Source organism: Acinetobacter towneri (genome assembly GCF_001758345.1).
Lineage (GTDB): Bacteria > Pseudomonadota > Gammaproteobacteria > Pseudomonadales > Moraxellaceae > Acinetobacter > Acinetobacter towneri_A.
On record NZ_MKQS01000011.1, the window covers coordinates 42,057 to 58,762 of the forward strand.

The window sequence follows — 16,706 nt, forward strand, 5'->3', positions numbered from 1 at the left end:
GAATCAAACCATGCTTAAAATTGAAGGTACATAGATAAGTTTTTATTCAAACTAGACTATGAGATTGACTGGGCTTTGTTGCATAAACATTCAAAAGCTGAGTTTTCCCCAATCCATTCAAATTCAAGAGATAACTTGGGTGTGAGGTCTACCTAATTCCGTAAATCTATTCAGAACTGCCACACGCGCATGAATTTCATTGACCTGACTTTGAAAATGTCTTGCCGTCAGCTTATCTCCTAATAATTTGATGCAATGCATCTTGGTTTCCACCAAACTACGACGGTGATAACCCGACCATTTTTTCCATAGGGTTCTGCCTAAATGTTTAACCGTTTGAAGTAACTCATTTCGTTCTATTGAACTTATTTTAGAATCTTTCCAGGGCTTGGCATTCTTTCTGGGTGGAATTACTGCATGTGTTTGACGATCTGAAATCACTTGTCTGCAGCACTTCGTGTCGTACGCGCCATCGGTATAGACAGAATCTATTCGCTCATCTAGTGGAATTTGATCCAGTGAATCACCTAGTACTTGTGAATCACTGACATTATTTGTCGTAAGCTGACGGCACGTATTTGCAGTGTTTCAACATCTATACCAATATGCAGTTTACGCCATTGCCGACGGTATTCAGGCTGATGTTTTTTACGCTTCCATTCGCCTTCACCTAAAAATTTTAAACCCGCAGAGTCGACGAGTAGGTGTAACCCATCACGACTTTTCTGATAGCTTATCGCAATATCAATATGCTTTTGTCGTCTACAAAGGGTGGAGTAATCTGGCGCTGTCCAATTCAAGCCACAGAGTTTAATCAGGCTTTGAACAAAGCCAGTAACCATACGTAAAGAAAGACGGAATAGAGATTTGATCATTAAACAGCATTGAATCGCTGTATCGGAATAAGTTTGATTTCGTCCTTGCTTGCCTTGTGGTTGTGCATACCATTGCGTCTTAGGATCAAACCAGATTGAAATATTTCCTCGCTTGATTAAAGCTTGGTTATACGAGGACCAATTGGTTGTACGATAGATTTTAGGTGTAGGCTTCTTCATTTGAAAATTATATCGCTGAAAAAGCCTTTACACATAGGTTTGTGCAACAAAGCCTGATCGCATTAAAAAATTAACAGAACCAACCTAATAGCTAAAAGAAGTAAATGAGCCGAATAACCTGTATATTTGGCTCACTATATGAGCTGTTTAAGCCAATTATTCGGCTCACAATCTAGGTTTTATTAGGTCAATCGTCATAAATGAGCTGAATAACTAAATTAATAGCTCACTAAGTGAGCCGAATAGGTGTTACAATCGGCTCATGCAGTAGGGGGAATGCTTATGAAAAAATGGGTATGGCAAAAAGCAAACTGGACTAAATTTAAATGGGATGAAGCACTTGTCACAGTAAAATTACGTTTAATTCATAAGAAGATAGGTCAATTAGTCGGAGAGAGCAAAGTATCACCAGAAGCTGAGGCATTACCATTAGATACACTGCTCACAAATCTAGTCGCATCCTCACTCATTGAAGATGAGAAGTTGAATGTTCGTTCACTCAAATCCTCATTAGCTCGGCGTTTAGGGATAACAGAAGAAAATCCTGCACCCATTCAAGATAAAAATGAAGGTTTAGCCAATATCATGATGGATGCAGTGAGCAATCATAATGCGCCATTAACAATGGAGCGCTTATTACAATGGCATAACTGGCTTTTTCAAACTATAGAACGCTTTGATTATGCTGCGCAAAAAATCAAAGTAGGAGAAATTCGTGATAACGAGGCACCAATGCAGGTTGTTGGTGGTTCTCTTTATAGCACTACTACCAAGGTTTACTTTGAAGCACCTGAGGGTGGAGAGCATTTACAGGGACTAATGAATGAATTTATAGAATGGTTCAATAGTTCTAGAGAAGATGTAATGCTTGATCCGTTATTGCGAGCTGCACTTGCTCATTTTTGGTTTGTGACATTACATCCATTTGAAGATGGTAATGGTCGTATTACGCGTGTTATTACAGATTTAGCATTAGCTCAAATGGATCACCAAAGTATCCGTTTATATGCTATGTCCGTGGCCATTCATGAAAATCGTAGTAGTTATTATGAGGTTCTTGAGAAATGCCAGAATGATACTTATACAATTAATGAGTGGTTGGTCTGGTTTTTGAACACCTTAGAAAAAAGTATCGATAGGTCTTTACTACGACTTGATCGAACGATCACTAAAGCGAAATTTTGGAGCACTTATTCTCATATCGAATTCAATGAAGCCCAGAATAAAGTTTTAAATCGCTTACTCAATGGCGAAGAGAATGATTTCCCTCTAGGAATTAATGCTTCACAGTATCAAAAGCTCACTGGAGTAAGTAAGGCTACAGCAACACGTCACCTAACCGAGCTTTTGGAAAACGATGTGCTGTATAAACTGGAAGGTGGTGGGCGTAATACTCGCTACGTGCTGAAAATTGATAAAGAAAAGTTTACTCAAAAAGAGGTTGTCTCACTTGTTTGAACAACTAAAAGCTTATTTATAAGCGATATTCTGTATTAGTTCAGACTTGATCGTACATTCTCATTAAAGGAGTATGAAAATCAAGCTTCCTTTTCAATCTGTTTCACAATAAAACTTTAGAGTTGAAGCAACAGATCAAATCTAAATCATATTTGAAAAATAATTACGGTGGATACTGTCCTGTGGTAATAACTCTAATAAACGCTGTACCGCATCAATTCGGTCATGTGTTTGTCCAATAATTCTTAATAATTGATCGATATCCTTTATTTGATAGATCAACTGGCTCAAACGGGCATCAAAACAATGTCTCCAAGTGCTGAGTAAAGGGCTTTCTGATTTAGAGAGAAAGCTACCTTTATATAGTGAGAATGTACTGGAAATAAGATTTGCATTTAATGATTGTTCAGCACATAAAAAATCACATTGGACTTCACAACTAAGCCTATAAATGCGAGCCTCAATTGAATGAGGTAATAGGCTACGAAGTTGTGAAAGCTCAGCCTTTAGGGTTTTTAGGCTGACACTACGCTCACCATAAAGGGCATAGTGTAACTCTTCTAAGCCAATTCCATGGGGATGCAAAGCTAAAATGCAAAGTATTTCAATTTGACGGTGACTCAAGTTTAAAGTTTGCCCATTAAATTGAACCCAAGGCGAACCTAGCGCTTTAATGTACAAAAAATTTTGCTGCTCAAATTTTATGGCACGCTGTATTAAATCTGCACAGCGTTCAACTGCGAGCAACCCTAAAGGCGTATGTTTTTTATATTTTGTAGAAAGGTTAATAATGCCGTGAAATTGTCCCGATGTTGGGTCCCAAATCGGTGCGGCATAACAAACCCAATCTCTAACACTGTCCATTTGGTTTTCATGAGAATAGACGCAACTTGATATTTGGCTGTTTAACGCCATACCAATCGCATTGGTTCCAACTGCCTGTGTAGACCAATGTCCGCCCTCAATAAAATGAACTTGTTCAGCAGAAGAAAGCATCGCTGAACTACTCCATGTCCATAACAGAGTCCCGTGATGATCTGTAAGACCAATCGCCATATCTGAATCATTTGCTATTTTGAGTAAATCTGCATAATTATGCTGAATAGAGCGGCGGAATAAAGACGTTTTATCTTCTTGAGGCAATGCTAAAACAGGGGCAGCATGCACAGTAGTTTGATTAATTAAATGGGTTGTTTGCAGCTTTTTTGCAGGTGGTGTATTGAACAGGTTCATATCATATTCCTTTATGATGAGACTGTAATATTTTTAAACGTTATAAATCAGTTTTCAGATGATAGTCATTCATGCCATTTTCTTGCTCAGGCTTAAAATTGTTTTTCTTTGGTTTATTAAACCATATCAATTTAACTTTCTGTACCTTTAGAATACTTTAAAAGTGTTCTTATGGGCTGAAAATGACTATTTCCATCTGAAATGTTAATAAACGTAACTGTCATATTTATCAATGAAGCATGTAAATAATGAAAAGTCATTCACGTATATATGGGGCAGGTACAGACTCACCATAATACTGACGGTCAGCAAAATAACTTGATCTCACTAATGGCGCACTCCAAATATTTTTAAACGCTAAGCGCTCTCCATGTGTTTGATAATGATTAAACTCTTGCAACGTAACAAAACGATGAATTGGCGCATGAGACTTAGATGGCTGTAAGTATTGACCAATTGTGACATAGTCTACTTGATAATCTTTCAAATCATTTAATAACGCAATAACCTCAGCTTCAATCTCTCCTAAACCCACCATCAAACCACATTTCGTTGGGATATCAGGGCAGTAGTGTTTAAATTTCTTAAGTAAATTCAATGAATGCTGATAGTCAGCGCCTGGTCGCATGGCTTTATACAGGCGTGGCACGGTTTCAATATTGTGATTAAAGACATCAGGTGGATTTTTGCTCAAAATTTTAAGTGCAATATCTGCGCGACCACGAAAATCAGGAACCAAAACTTCAATCAAAGTGTCTGGACTAGTTTGACGAATTTCTCGAATGCAATCTGCAAAATGCTGTGCACCGCCATCTTTTAAATCATCTCGGTCAACTGAAGTAATCACAACATACTTTAAGTTTAGATTCTTGACTGTTTCAGCCAGATGCTTTGGCTCATTAGGATCTAGGATATTAGGACGACCATGTGCGACATCACAGAATGGACAGCGTCGGGTACAAATATCTCCCATGATCATAAACGTTGCAGTTCCACCGCTAAAGCATTGAGGCAAATTAGGGCAGGCCGCTTCTTCACAAACGGTATGTAGTTTCTGTTGTCGTAATAAATCCTTAATGATTTGAACTTCCTCAGGTTGACTAATTTTAGTCCGAATCCATTCTGGCTTTTTCGATGTCGTTTCCGTTGGAACAAATTTAATTGGAATACGCGCCATTTTTTCAGCGCCACGTAACTTCTTTCCTGTTAATACTGTGTTATTTAAATCCATTTCAAACACTCCGTCGTTTAAAATAATTAATATAGACCCTGATATTAAATAAGCTGCTTTAACTGCATTGATAATATTAAAACAGGGCAAAAAACTTATCATATAAAACAAAGGTTGGTTAAAGGTTTGTTTTTGTATGTAATTGAACTATTGTAAAATTTTACAAAAATTTTTAATTTCATAACCTTCTGTTTTTAATATTTATCTCATCTTTTCATGCATTATATTTTTTTAGTCTAATATGAAATTAAGTAAAAATATTCTTATATAAATATACGATTTAAAAATCCAATTATTCAATTTTGGATTTTCTTTTAAGCGTAGTGAATAAGGAACAAAGATATGCAATTAACGGAAGAGCAATTGCTAGCAGCATACAAAAGAATGCGCGACATTCGTGAATTTGAGGATCGACTTCACGATGAAAACAATACAGGTGATATTCCTGGTTTCATCCATCTCTATAGCGGTGAGGAAGCTGTTGCAGTAGGGATTTGTGAAAATTTAACAGATAAGGACTTCATTACATCAACACACCGTGGGCATGGACATTGTATTGCTAAGGGCTGTGACATTCACGCCATGATGCTAGAAATTTTTGGCAAAGATGATGGTTTGTGTCGTGGTAAAGGCGGCTCAATGCACATTGCGGATTTAGATAAAGGCATGCTCGGTGCAAACGGTATTGTAGGTGGTGGTCCACCTTTGGCTATTGGGGCAGCTTTAAGTGCTAAAACACTCAAAAATGGTGGGATTGGTCTATCTTTTACCGGTGATGGTGGTTCAAATCAGGGCTTAACTTTTGAAGCAATGAATATGGCTGTGGTGTTAAAGCTCCCTGTGATTTTTGTTTTTGAAAATAACGGTTTTGGTGAAGGTACTGCACATGATTATGCCGTAGGCAGTAAAGACATTGCAGGCCGAGCAGCAGGTTTTGGCTTACCCGCTGAAAAAGTAGATGGAACAGACTTTTTTGCTGTGTATGAAGTTGCACAAAAAGCCATTGAACGTGCCCGCCGTGGTGAAGGCCCGAGTGTGATTGAAACGGTAACCAACCGATTTTATGGACATTTTGAAGGTGATCCAGGGCTTATCCGTTCTAAAGAAGAACTGGATTATGTCAAAGAACATAAAGATCCATTGAAAATATTCCGCGAAAAAGTCAAAGACAAAATTGACGAAGCCAAGCTCGATGCGATTGACGCTCAGTCTAAAGCCAATGTAGACGATGCCGTTGCAAAGGCACGTGCAGCTAAGTACCCAGAAGCCTCTCAGTTACTTACCGATGTATACGTCTCTTACTAAAGGAATAGTAGAAAAATGCCAAATAAAAGTTATCGAAACGCGATTAAAGAAGCAATTGAATTAGAAATGCGCCGAGACCCAAGTGTCATTGTGGTCGGTGAAGATGTTCGTGGTGGACATGGTGGTAAAAATACCGATGACAATAAACTGGAAGGTTTTGGCGGTGTACTTGGTGTAACCAAAGGCTTATGGACTGAATTTGGTTCTGAACGAGTCATTGATACGCCAATTACAGAATCAGCGATTATTGGTATGGCGGCAGGTGCTGCTGCAACGGGTTTAAGACCTGTGGCAGATTTAATGTTTATGGATTTTTACGGCGTGTGTTATGACATGCTGTATAACCAAGCGGCTAAATTCCGCTATATGTTTGGTGGCAAAGCCAAAGCGCCACTCGTTGTACGAGGCATGATCGGTGCAGGTTTTTCCGCAGCAGCGCAACATTCTCAGTCGCCATATAACGTGTTTGCCTCAGTGCCTGGTTTAAAAGTGGTGGTGCCTTCAAGTGCCTATGATGTAAAAGGGTTGTTGATTCAAGCCATTCGAGATGACGACCCAGTAGTCTTTTGTGAACACAAGTTGTTGTACGACATTAAGGGCGAAGTGCCAGATGAGTCCTACACTATTCCCTTTGGTGTCGCAAATTACACCCGTGAAGGCACAGATATCACCATTATAGCCTTAAGTTTGATGGTGCATCGTGCCAATGAAGTTGCTGACAAGCTCGCAAAAGAAGGCATTTCGGTTGAGGTGGTTGACCCTCGAACCATTTCTCCATTAGACGAAGATGGCATTTTAGAGTCAGTGGCTTCAACAGGTCGCGTAGTTATTGTGGATGAATCAGCAGCGCGTTGTGGTTTCGGACATGATGTGGCTGCCCTCATTGCACAGAAGGGCTTTCATTATCTTAAAGCACCAATCGAATTAGTCACTCCACCACACTCACCCGTACCATTTTCACCAGTATTAGAAAAAGAATGGCTACCTAGTGTAGAACGCATCGCACAGGCTGTACGCAAGACGTTGGAGGCTTAGGATGAGCGAAATTAAAACTTTAGAAATCCCAAAATGGGGTTTGTCCATGGAAGAGGGTACGATTGCCCAATGGCTGATTCAGGAAGGTACCCAATTTAGTAAAGGACAGGAAATTTGTGAAATTGAAACCACAAAAATCGTCAATGTATTGGAGGCACCTTTTGATGGCCTGCTACGAAAAATTATTGCTAACGATGGTGACACACTGGTCGTAGGTGGAATCATTGCAATTTGTGCAGACGCTCAAGTTTCCGATGCAGAAGTTGAAGCATTTGCACAGTCTTTAGGTGGAACACCTGCTATAACTGAAAATAAAGCGGTAGCAGCGGTTCCTGAAAAAGTCGATGTGGCTCAAGTTGAAACCAAAGTACAAGCTGCTCCTAAACAGAACAGTGTTGGTAATGGATCAAAAGCGGTGACTCAGGGCGGATATTCTATTCCTGATGAGTTACAAGGCTACCAACAAAGCGATGATATTTTTGCAACGCCACATGCCTTGAAATTGGCTGAAAAGCATAATGTAAACTTGGCTCAGATTACGGGTTCTGGACGTGAAGGCCGTATCAGTGTTCAAGATATTCAGGCCGCAGTTCAAGCTGCTGGTGGTTCTTGGCCAGATGTACGTCATCAAGCCAGCACGAAAGCCGCGAAATCTAAAGCAGATGACAGTTATGTTCTAGCGACACCTGTTGCCCGCCGTTTGGCAAAACAATGGGGCATTAATTTGCATGATTGTCGCGCATCAGGTTCACGTGGACGAGTCTGTAAGGAAGATGTTGAAGCTGTATATCAACGGGAAAATCCTGTACAAGCTCAACATACTGAGTATACGCATCCAACAGAGTCTGCAAAATTCACCACCGTAGCTATGAATGGTATGCGTAAAGCAATCGMTGCACGGCTACAAGCGTCAAAACGCAATGCACCACATTTTCGCTTAACGATAGACTTAAATGTTGAGTCTGTTCAGGCTTTGCGTCAGCAAATTAACAGTACTGTACCGCAAGTCAAACTGTCCATTAACGATATGCTGATTAAAGCTGCTGCTGCTGCACTGATTAAAGTTCCACAAGTTAATGTTCAGTTTGATGAAGAGAATCAGCAGATTTTACAGTTTGAACAGGCTGATATTTCGGTTGCTGTAGCCATCGAAAATGGACTGATCACGCCAATTATTAAAGCAGCGAACCGTAAATCTTTGGCGCAAATTTCCAATGATATGCGTGATCTGGCGACACGTGCCAAAACTGGAAAATTGGCACCTGATGAGTTTCAAGGGGGCAGTTTCAGTATTTCCAATTTGGGCATGCTTGGTATTCCACAGTTTGATGCCATTATTAACCCGCCTCAAGGTGCAATTCTAGCCTTAGGTGCAGCAGAGAAACGTGCTGTCGTTGAAAATGATGAGATTGTTGTTCGTGAAATGGTGACCGCAACATTGTCTTGTGATCATCGTGTCATTGATGGTGCGTTGGGTGCTCAATTCTTATCGGCATTGAAGCAGTTTGTCGAAAATCCTGCATTAATTTTGGTGTAGGAGGAATAGCCATGTCAGATACACAATTTGATCTTGTGGTTATTGGTGCTGGTCCTGGAGGATATGTCGCTGCGATTCGCGCAGCGCAACTGGGATTAAAAACTGCAATCGTTGAAAAACAACACTTAGGCGGAGTGTGTCTTAATTGGGGATGCATTCCAACCAAGGCATTATTGAGCGGGGCTGCGCTTGCACAGCAGTTCAAACATGCAGGGCAGTTTGGCTTTACGCTTAACGCGATTGATTTTGACATTCAAAAACTGGTCCATCATAGCAGACAGGTTTCTGAGCAACTCGTGCAAGGTATCGGTCAATTATTGAAAAAAAATCAAATCACTGTTTTTAACGCAGCTGCCCAGTTTATTGCCAAAGAGCAATTAGAGCTTACAGATGCGAATGGTCAAAAACAGCAGATTTCTGCACCGCATATTATTGTCGCAACAGGTGCACGTGCGGCCAATTTGCCTCATATTCCTGTAGATGGCCATCAGGTCTGGAGTTATAAAGAGGCTTTAGTTCCGGAACAATTACCAAAATCTTTACTGGTCATTGGTTCGGGGGCTATAGGCAGTGAGTTTGCAAGCCTATACCAAGACTTAGGCTGCCAAGTTACCTTGGTTGATATTGCAAAGCAGATTCTCCCTAGCGAAGACATTGAAGTTGCGAAGTATGTACAAAAGCAATTTGAACAGCAGGGTATGCAGGTTTTAACCGAAGCGACTGTAAAAAAAATAGAAACTGATCAGGCTCAAGTACATTGTCATATTGAAACTGCCACAGGTGTACAAATCATTACTGTTGAAAAGGTGCTTTCAGCTATTGGCGTGAAACCAAATGCTGAAAATCTTGGCCTAGAAGCTTTGGGAATTGAATTTGAGAATGGTTTTATTAAAGTCGACTCATGGTGTAAAACCAATGTAGTGGGCATTTATGCAATTGGTGATGTCGCAGGCGCACCGTGTTTGGCACACAAAGCCAGTCACGAAGCCATTCTTTGTGTGGAGAAAATTGCAGGCCTAAGTCATGTACATGCTTTAGATCGTTCACAAATTCCGGGCTGTATCTTTACCCATCCGCAAGTGGCCAGTATTGGTTTGACAGAACAGAAAGCGAAAGCTGCGGGCTTGAATATCAATGTGGGTAAGTTTCCTTTGCAAGCCAATGGTAAGGCATTGGCTTTGGGCGATAGCGCAGGATTTGTTAAAACCATTTTTAGTCAGGAAACAGGTGAATTGTTGGGTGCTCACATGGTTGGGCATGAAGTCACCGAACACATCCAAGGTTTTGCGATCGCAAAATATCTAGAAGCAACCAATGAAAGCTTAGCACAGGTCATTTTCCCTCATCCTACTTTATCTGAGGCGATGCATGAGTCGGTCTTGTCTGCGATGCAACGTGCAATTCATATCTAAGGAGTCGCAACATGCCTAGAGGTTTAAACAATAAAGTTGCATTAATTACGGGTGCGGCACAAGGTATTGGACGCGGTATTGCCTTACGTTTAGCACAAGAAGGTGTTCATATTGGATTGGTCGATCTTCCCCAAGAAAAGTTAAATACTGTTCAACAAGAGGTTGAAGCCTTTGGCGTAAAAGCCACCACATTTATTGCGGATATTTCAGATCCAATACAAATCAGTGACGCTATTAATCATGCAGAATCGACACTTAATGGTTTTGATATCATGATTAATAATGCAGGTATTGCACAAGTCAAAGCTTTGGCAGAAGTAACGCCGAGTGAATTTACCCAAATTATGAACATCAATGTCGGTGGTGTACTTTGGGGGATTCAAGCCGCAGCAAATAAATTTAAACAACGCCAACAGGCTGGAAAAATTATTAATGCATGCTCAATAGCAGGTCATGAAGGTTTTGCTTTACTCGGTGTTTATTCGGCAACTAAATTTGCAGTTCGTGCATTGACGCAAGCTGCGGCTAAAGAATATGCCAGTGCTAAAATTACGGTAAACAGCTATTGTCCGGGTGTTGTTGGTACAGACATGTGGGTCGAAATAGATCAGCGGTTCTCTGAAATTACAGGTGCACCAATTGGTCAAACGTATAAAAAATATGTAGATGGTATTGCTTTAGGACGTGCTGAAACACCAGATGACGTGGCTGCATTAGTTGCATTTTTAGCCAGCGAGGATGCAAACTATATTACAGGTCAGTCTATTTTGACAGATGGTGGAATGGTTTACCGTTAATATCAACATAAGGAATACACAATGAAAGCAGCTCGTTTTTATGACCGAGGGGATATTCGAATTGAAGATATCCCTGAACCGAAAGTACTTCCAGGCACAGTTGGAATTCAAGTTGCATGGTGCGGTATTTGCGGTACAGATTTACATGAATTCATGGAAGGCCCTATTTTTATTCCACCTTGTGGTCATCCACATCCAATTTCGGGAGAATCTGCACCTGTAACAATGGGACATGAATTTTCAGGCGTAGTTTATGCAGTTGGTGAGGGTGTAGACGATATCCAAATTGGGCAACATGTCGTAGTTGAACCCTATATTATTGCGGATGATGTCCCGACTGGCCCCAATGATAAGTATCATTTATCAAAAAATATGAACTTTATTGGTTTAGGCGGACGCGGTGGTGGTCTTTCTGAAAAAATTGCAGTTCAGCGGCGTTGGGTGCATCCTATTTCAAATGATATTCCTTTAGACCAAGCAGCATTGATAGAACCTTTATCTGTCGGTCATCATGCCTATGTCAGAAGTGGCGCAAAAGCTGGCGATATCGCACTGGTTGGTGGAGCAGGCCCAATAGGCTTACTTTTATCTGCTATTTTAAAGGCTAAAGGTCTCACGGTCATCATTACTGAACTGAGTGCAAAACGTAAAGAAAAAGCGATAGAAGCGGGTGTTGCCGATTATGTACTAGACCCATCTAAGGTTGATGTAGTTGCTGAGGTAATGAAAATTACAGAAGACCGCGGTGTAGATGTCGCTTTTGAATGTAGTAGTGTCAATAAAGTCATGGATACACTCGTTGCAGCAATGAAACCAACTGGTGTAGTCGTTATCGTTTCTATTTGGAGCCATCCTGCCACAATTAATGTGCATAGTGTGGTGATGAAAGAGCTAGATATTCGTGGCACGATTGCTTATGTAAATGATCATCAGGAAACTATCCGTTTGGTTGAGCAAGGTAAGATTAATCTAGAACCTTTTATTACCCAACGGATTGCATTAGATGATCTTGTTTCTAAAGGCTTTGAAACATTGATTCATAATAATGAGTCTGCTGTAAAAATTATTGTTCATCCGTAGTAACGCCTAATTTGAATAAACTAGAAATAAACTCTATGTAGCTATTTCTAATATCTTTATAGATAGAGAATGAGTCTGTACGTACAGATTCATTCTCAAATTTACAGTGTTGAGTGCCAGTATGATTTTGATCATAGAGCCTTAAAGATAGAAAATAAGTTTTTAAATAAACCATAGGGATATAGACTAAATTTTGCCAGGAGAGTGGTGGCAGTCTACCACTAACTAATTGAAAGGTATCTACAAAATCATTGGCTATTCACTAAGTTTAGTTTTCTGTTTGGTAGAAAATATTATGCTGAGTTTTGATAGCTACGATTTTTGTTTGGCTTTTTGAAGACATACAAATATAAGCTTTCAACTTTTTCACGTGCCAATGGTGTGGTACGTAAAAACCGTAATGATGACTTAACACTTGGATCTATACAAAAACATCTAATTTCAATTTTACGACTTAAGCCATCAAAGCCACATCAGAAATAATGAACAAAATGACAGGTGTTATTTATTTAACATAATATAGATTATACGCAATTTTTGTGTAACTCCAAAATAGAAATGTCCGGTTTCGTTCATTTAATTAAACTTGTTACTGAAAATTAACTAATTTTGTAACTCTATCAGATGTAGACAATCCTACAGTATTTACGAGTATGCATTTATCATCTTCTAATTTTAGATAGATGTTAGATGCAAATATTTCATGGAGATCTATCTTTCTTCCTTGGAACTTCTGTACCTCTTTAATTTTATTGCTTAATTCAAAAATAATATTTATAAGTAATTCGAACAGGATTTCCTCAAGGAATTTCTCAACTTTTTTGCTGATTTTTATTTTTCGATAATGAAACTCCTGACTTAAGATTCTCTTGACCTCAGTATGTCCTAATAACGAGTAATCTAACCAATTAGCACTGATTAAATATCCTACTTTGATCCTAGACAGTATCGTGGACAACCAGCCCCTCTAAACTTTTAATATATTTCTGTTCAAAGGCTTCTGGACTTAACCAGCCGTTTGCAGAATGTCTTCTGACTCGATTGTAATAAATTTCAATATAGTCAAACAAGACAGCATTCGCTTCTTTTCGAGTCGAAAACACACTGCCATGTACCACATGACCTTTTAATGTATGAAAGAAGCTTTCAGTCACTGCATTATCCCAACAGTTTCCACGTCTAGACATACTCTGAGTACAATCATTTTTCAGTAACAGCGCTCTAAAATCACGACTACAGTACTGTGAGCCTTGGTCCGAATGAACCATAACACCAGTTGGATAACCCTGACGAGCCATTGCATAGTTAAACGTATCACACACCAACTGGCGGTCTATTCGATGGCTGGTTTGCCACCCCACGATACGACGGCTAAATAAATCTAGCATCACACATAAATACAACCAACCTTCTTTAGTGCGGATATAGGTAATGTCTGTTGTCCAGACTTTATTAGGCTGAGTAACTGTAAATTGGCGATCCAACAAGTTGGGTGCTGTAGGCAAACGATGGGTTGAATCAGTCGTATGCTTGTATTTACGTGCAATCCTGCTACGTAAACCAAGCTTTTTTAGCATCCTTCCAATAGTACGTTCGCTCATGTTGTAACCTAAATCATGCATGTCATGTACTAATGAAGGTGCACCCAATCGTGCATGATGCTGCCAATATACGGCTTTTAAGTCATTATATTTCTGTGCCGTATTGGCTTGACGTTTTCGCCAGGCATAATAGCCTGAAGTGCTGACACCTAGGTATTTACAGGCAGAAGATACGGTGACTTCATTCATATCTAGATCTTGAATTACCGTGTACTTTTCTTGGCATGATCTGTTAGAAAGTACACATGCGCTTTTTTTAAGATGTCATTGGCTTCCTTGAGCTGTTTGACTTCTTTCTCTAATTCCACGATCCGCTGTTGTTCTGGTGAAAGTTGACGTTTACTTGAACCTGCCGGATTGGTTTCACGAATCCATTTATCTAATGTTGAATAACCCACACCTAATTTCTGGGCGATTGCAGCTACAGACTCGTGTGAGTTTGAAAGTGCATAATCAATCGCTTGCTGTTTAAATTCGGGACTAAAACGTTTAGCCATTTCTTGAATCTCCAAAGATTAAAGTTACGTTATCTTTAGAGGGACGTGCTGTCCATTATTTTGTCTAGGATCANTTGAGCTGTTTGACTTCTTTCTCTAATTCCACGATCCGCTGTTGTTCTGGTGAAAGTTGACGTTTACTTGAACCTGCCGGATTGGTTTCACGAATCCATTTATCTAATGTTGAATAACCCACACCTAATTTCTGGGCGATTGCAGCTACAGACTCGTGTGAGTTTGAAAGTGCATAATCAATCGCTTGCTGTTTAAATTCGGGACTAAAACGTTTAGCCATTTCTTGAATCTCCAAAGATTAAAGTTACGTTATCTTTAGAGGGACGTGCTGTCCATTATTTTGTCTAGGATCAGACAAAACCTACTACACAGCCAGTGTAAATAATTTAGCGGTGTCTCAAGGTGAATCTCGGCAAGCGGTATTACGGGCAACCTTTAAATTTAGGTAGTATTTCCCAAAAAATGCCAAGATTAAATGAAGTCCTGATTGATCTAAAAGAAGGTTAAGTCGAAAGGCTAACCTTCCTGAAAATAATTGAGTTTAAAAGGGCTTTGTTGCACGTACCTATTTGTAAAAGCTTTTTCAGCAATAATTTTCAGAAATAAAGTCACATTTTGAAGTGTATTATTTAATTAAAACCAGTATAAAACTTCTCAATCAACTGGCGTGCCTTGACCATCAACCGCGTGAAGACATTTACAGAAAGGTATTTTGAGCAAGTGAACCGTATGGAATAGACTTATCTGGCAGCATTTAAATCTGGGAATAAACACCTAGCTAAAATACAATGGTTTGCGCCCTAGCTTAGATTTTAATAGGCATAAGACGCTATTGCCGTTGCAATGGGTTTATCTTCATCATTCACCATCGTCATACGCATAGTGCAACCTTTACGCCCTAAACGTAAAGTTTCCGCACGGGCAATAAAATACTTGCCACGTCCCGGCGCTAAATAATCCACCCGCATATCTACTGTAGCCAAACGGGTGACTTTTTTTATGGTGTCGGGCAAATTATCAGGTTTACTACTTTTATATAACTCACCCATCGCCACAATACCACCCACACTATCCAAAATGGTTGCAGCAACGCCACCATGTAAAATTTGAAATGCCACATTGCCTATCATATACGGTCGCATCTCAATATATGCTTCAATTTGACCATCTACCACACGCATGCTCATGCCATTGTGTTGAAAAAATGGCGATTCATTAAATGCATTGACCAATTGTCTTAGCACGATATCAATATCGACTTTCGCGCCTAAATGTATATTCCCAGTCCAATTTTGCTCTGCATTATTCATAACGTGCCCAAAAGTCCAAATAACTCAATTTACCAACAATAAAAAAACTCAATGTATGCCCAAATGAAATTTAAGGGGCTACAATAGTTGTCTAGTTTAATACCGATCAGTGAGATTTTTATGACCTATACGTTCAATCGCCCTGCATTTCCTGCCACTCGTATGCGTCGTATCCGTAAAAATGATCAATTACGCGCCATGGTTCGCGAAACTCACTTAAGCACAGATCACTTGATTTATCCTGTATTTGTTTTACCAGGAAAAAATCAAACCCAAGTTATTCCAAGCATGCCGAACATTCAGCGTTTATCGGGAGACTTATTACTCAAAAAAGCCGAGCGTTTAATGCAGCTAGGTGTATCTAAACTGGCCTTATTTCCAGTCACGCCACAAGAAGATAAGAGCCTAAACGCAGAAGCTGCATGGCGTGAAGATGGCTTGGTGCAAAACACGCTACGTCTGCTGAAAAAAGAATTACCAGAAATGGTTCTGATTACCGATGGTGCACTCGACCCATACACCACGCATGGTCAAGATGGCATTATTGATGACACAGGCTATGTATTGAATGATGAAACCGTTGAATGTCTAATTAAACAGGCATTAAGCCATGCCGAAGCGGGTGCAGATGTCGTTGCGCCAAGTGATATGATGGATGGTCGTATTGGGGCGATTCGTCAGGCGCTCGAAAGCAACGGACATATTTATACCTCTATCATGGCCTACTCTGCCAAATACGCCTCTAGCTTTTACGGTCCGTTCCGTGATGCCGTTGGTTCTTCGAGTAACCTAAAAGGCGGCAACAAATACAATTATCAAATGGATATTGGCAACCGTGCTGAAGCCCTGCATGAAATTGCACTGGATATTCAAGAAGGTGCAGACATGGTGATTGTAAAACCAGGCATGCCTTATTTAGACATTGTACGTGAAGTGAAAGATAACTTTGGTGTGCCCACCTTTGTTTATCAAGTGAGTGGTGAATACGCCATGCTTGCTGCAGCGATTCAAAATGGCTGGTTGTCGGACAGTGTGATTATTGAATCGCTAATGAGTTGCCGCCGTGCAGGTGCAGATGGTATTTGGACGTATTTTGCCGAAGAAGCTGCTCTCAAACTTAAAGATATGGCATAAAATAGG

Annotated in this window: 12 protein-coding genes and 3 pseudogenes; 8 read left to right on the plus strand and 7 right to left on the minus strand. The window is 40.0% G+C overall.

Going from position 1 to position 16,706, the window contains the following annotated elements; translation table 11 throughout:
• Positions 1 to 123: 123 nt before the first annotated feature.
• A pseudogene (locus tag BJN41_RS07215) lies at positions 124 to 1,055 on the minus strand (IS5 family transposase).
• 282 nt (positions 1,056 to 1,337) lie between these two features.
• On the opposite strand from BJN41_RS07215, the gene BJN41_RS07220 reads away from it, so the two are divergent.
• A complete protein-coding gene (locus BJN41_RS07220) occupies positions 1,338 to 2,513 on the plus strand; it encodes a Fic family protein (RefSeq protein WP_070154248.1) in 1,176 nt (391 codons plus the stop codon).
• Between the two features lie 141 nt (positions 2,514 to 2,654).
• Here the strand turns inward: BJN41_RS07220 and BJN41_RS07225 are convergent, their stop codons facing one another.
• Positions 2,655 to 3,746 carry a transcriptional regulator gene (locus BJN41_RS07225; protein ID WP_070154250.1) on the minus strand — a complete coding sequence of 364 codons (1,092 nt, stop codon included), beginning with the start codon at positions 3,744 to 3,746 and terminating at the stop codon, positions 2,655 to 2,657.
• 256 nt (positions 3,747 to 4,002) lie between these two features.
• Positions 4,003 to 4,977, minus strand: a complete 975-nt coding sequence (lipA, locus tag BJN41_RS07230) for a lipoyl synthase (protein WP_070154252.1) — start codon at positions 4,975 to 4,977, stop codon at positions 4,003 to 4,005.
• Positions 4,978 to 5,319: 342 nt separating this feature from the next.
• Between lipA and BJN41_RS07235 the strand changes: the two genes are divergently transcribed.
• Genes BJN41_RS07235 through BJN41_RS07260 form a run of 6 tightly spaced genes read left to right on the plus strand, consistent with a single transcriptional unit; the run spans position 5,320 to position 12,143 of the window.
• Complete coding sequence (locus BJN41_RS07235; RefSeq protein WP_070154253.1) at positions 5,320 to 6,282, plus strand: thiamine pyrophosphate-dependent dehydrogenase E1 component subunit alpha; 963 nt, start codon at positions 5,320 to 5,322, stop codon at positions 6,280 to 6,282.
• Between the two features lie 15 nt (positions 6,283 to 6,297).
• Complete coding sequence (locus BJN41_RS07240) at positions 6,298 to 7,317, plus strand: alpha-ketoacid dehydrogenase subunit beta (protein ID WP_070154255.1); 1,020 nt, start codon at positions 6,298 to 6,300, stop codon at positions 7,315 to 7,317.
• A 1-nt stretch (position 7,318) separates the two neighbouring features.
• A complete protein-coding gene (locus BJN41_RS07245; protein ID WP_070154257.1) occupies positions 7,319 to 8,854 on the plus strand; it encodes a 2-oxo acid dehydrogenase subunit E2 in 1,536 nt (511 codons plus the stop codon).
• 11 nt (positions 8,855 to 8,865) lie between these two features.
• Positions 8,866 to 10,266: a dihydrolipoyl dehydrogenase gene (gene lpdA / locus BJN41_RS07250; RefSeq protein ID WP_070154259.1), complete on the plus strand. Its 1,401-nt coding sequence runs from the start codon at positions 8,866 to 8,868 to the stop codon at positions 10,264 to 10,266.
• Between the two features lie 11 nt (positions 10,267 to 10,277).
• Positions 10,278 to 11,063 carry an acetoin reductase gene (locus tag BJN41_RS07255; protein WP_070154261.1) on the plus strand — a complete coding sequence of 262 codons (786 nt, stop codon included), beginning with the start codon at positions 10,278 to 10,280 and terminating at the stop codon, positions 11,061 to 11,063.
• A 21-nt stretch (positions 11,064 to 11,084) separates the two neighbouring features.
• On the plus strand, positions 11,085 to 12,143 hold the full coding sequence (locus tag BJN41_RS07260; protein ID WP_004281883.1) for a 2,3-butanediol dehydrogenase: 1,059 nt from the start codon (positions 11,085 to 11,087) through the stop codon (positions 12,141 to 12,143).
• A 293-nt stretch (positions 12,144 to 12,436) separates the two neighbouring features.
• Here BJN41_RS07260 and BJN41_RS14765 read toward each other — a convergent pair.
• The 4 genes and pseudogenes from BJN41_RS14765 to BJN41_RS07285 form a co-directional block, all read right to left on the minus strand.
• A pseudogene (locus tag BJN41_RS14765) lies at positions 12,437 to 12,613 on the minus strand (VF530 family DNA-binding protein); the annotation flags it as partial.
• Positions 12,614 to 13,081: 468 nt separating this feature from the next.
• Positions 13,082 to 14,241, minus strand: a protein-coding gene (locus tag BJN41_RS07270; RefSeq protein ID WP_087514482.1) for an IS3 family transposase whose coding sequence is annotated in 2 segments (ribosomal slippage) — positions 13,082 to 14,007 and positions 14,007 to 14,241 — 1,161 coding nt in all. Because the reading frame shifts where the segments join, the coding sequence is not laid out codon by codon here.
• A 76-nt stretch (positions 14,242 to 14,317) separates the two neighbouring features.
• A pseudogene (locus tag BJN41_RS07280) lies at positions 14,318 to 14,536 on the minus strand (transposase); the annotation flags it as partial.
• 532 nt (positions 14,537 to 15,068) lie between these two features.
• The gene (locus BJN41_RS07285) at positions 15,069 to 15,566 is read right to left on the minus strand and encodes a thioesterase family protein (RefSeq protein ID WP_019838301.1); all 498 of its coding nucleotides are present in this window, start codon (positions 15,564 to 15,566) and stop codon (positions 15,069 to 15,071) included.
• 120 nt (positions 15,567 to 15,686) lie between these two features.
• Between BJN41_RS07285 and hemB the strand changes: the two genes are divergently transcribed.
• Positions 15,687 to 16,700 carry a porphobilinogen synthase gene (gene hemB / locus BJN41_RS07290; RefSeq protein ID WP_070154266.1) on the plus strand — a complete coding sequence of 338 codons (1,014 nt, stop codon included), beginning with the start codon at positions 15,687 to 15,689 and terminating at the stop codon, positions 16,698 to 16,700.
• The last annotated feature ends 6 nt before the right edge of the window (positions 16,701 to 16,706 follow it).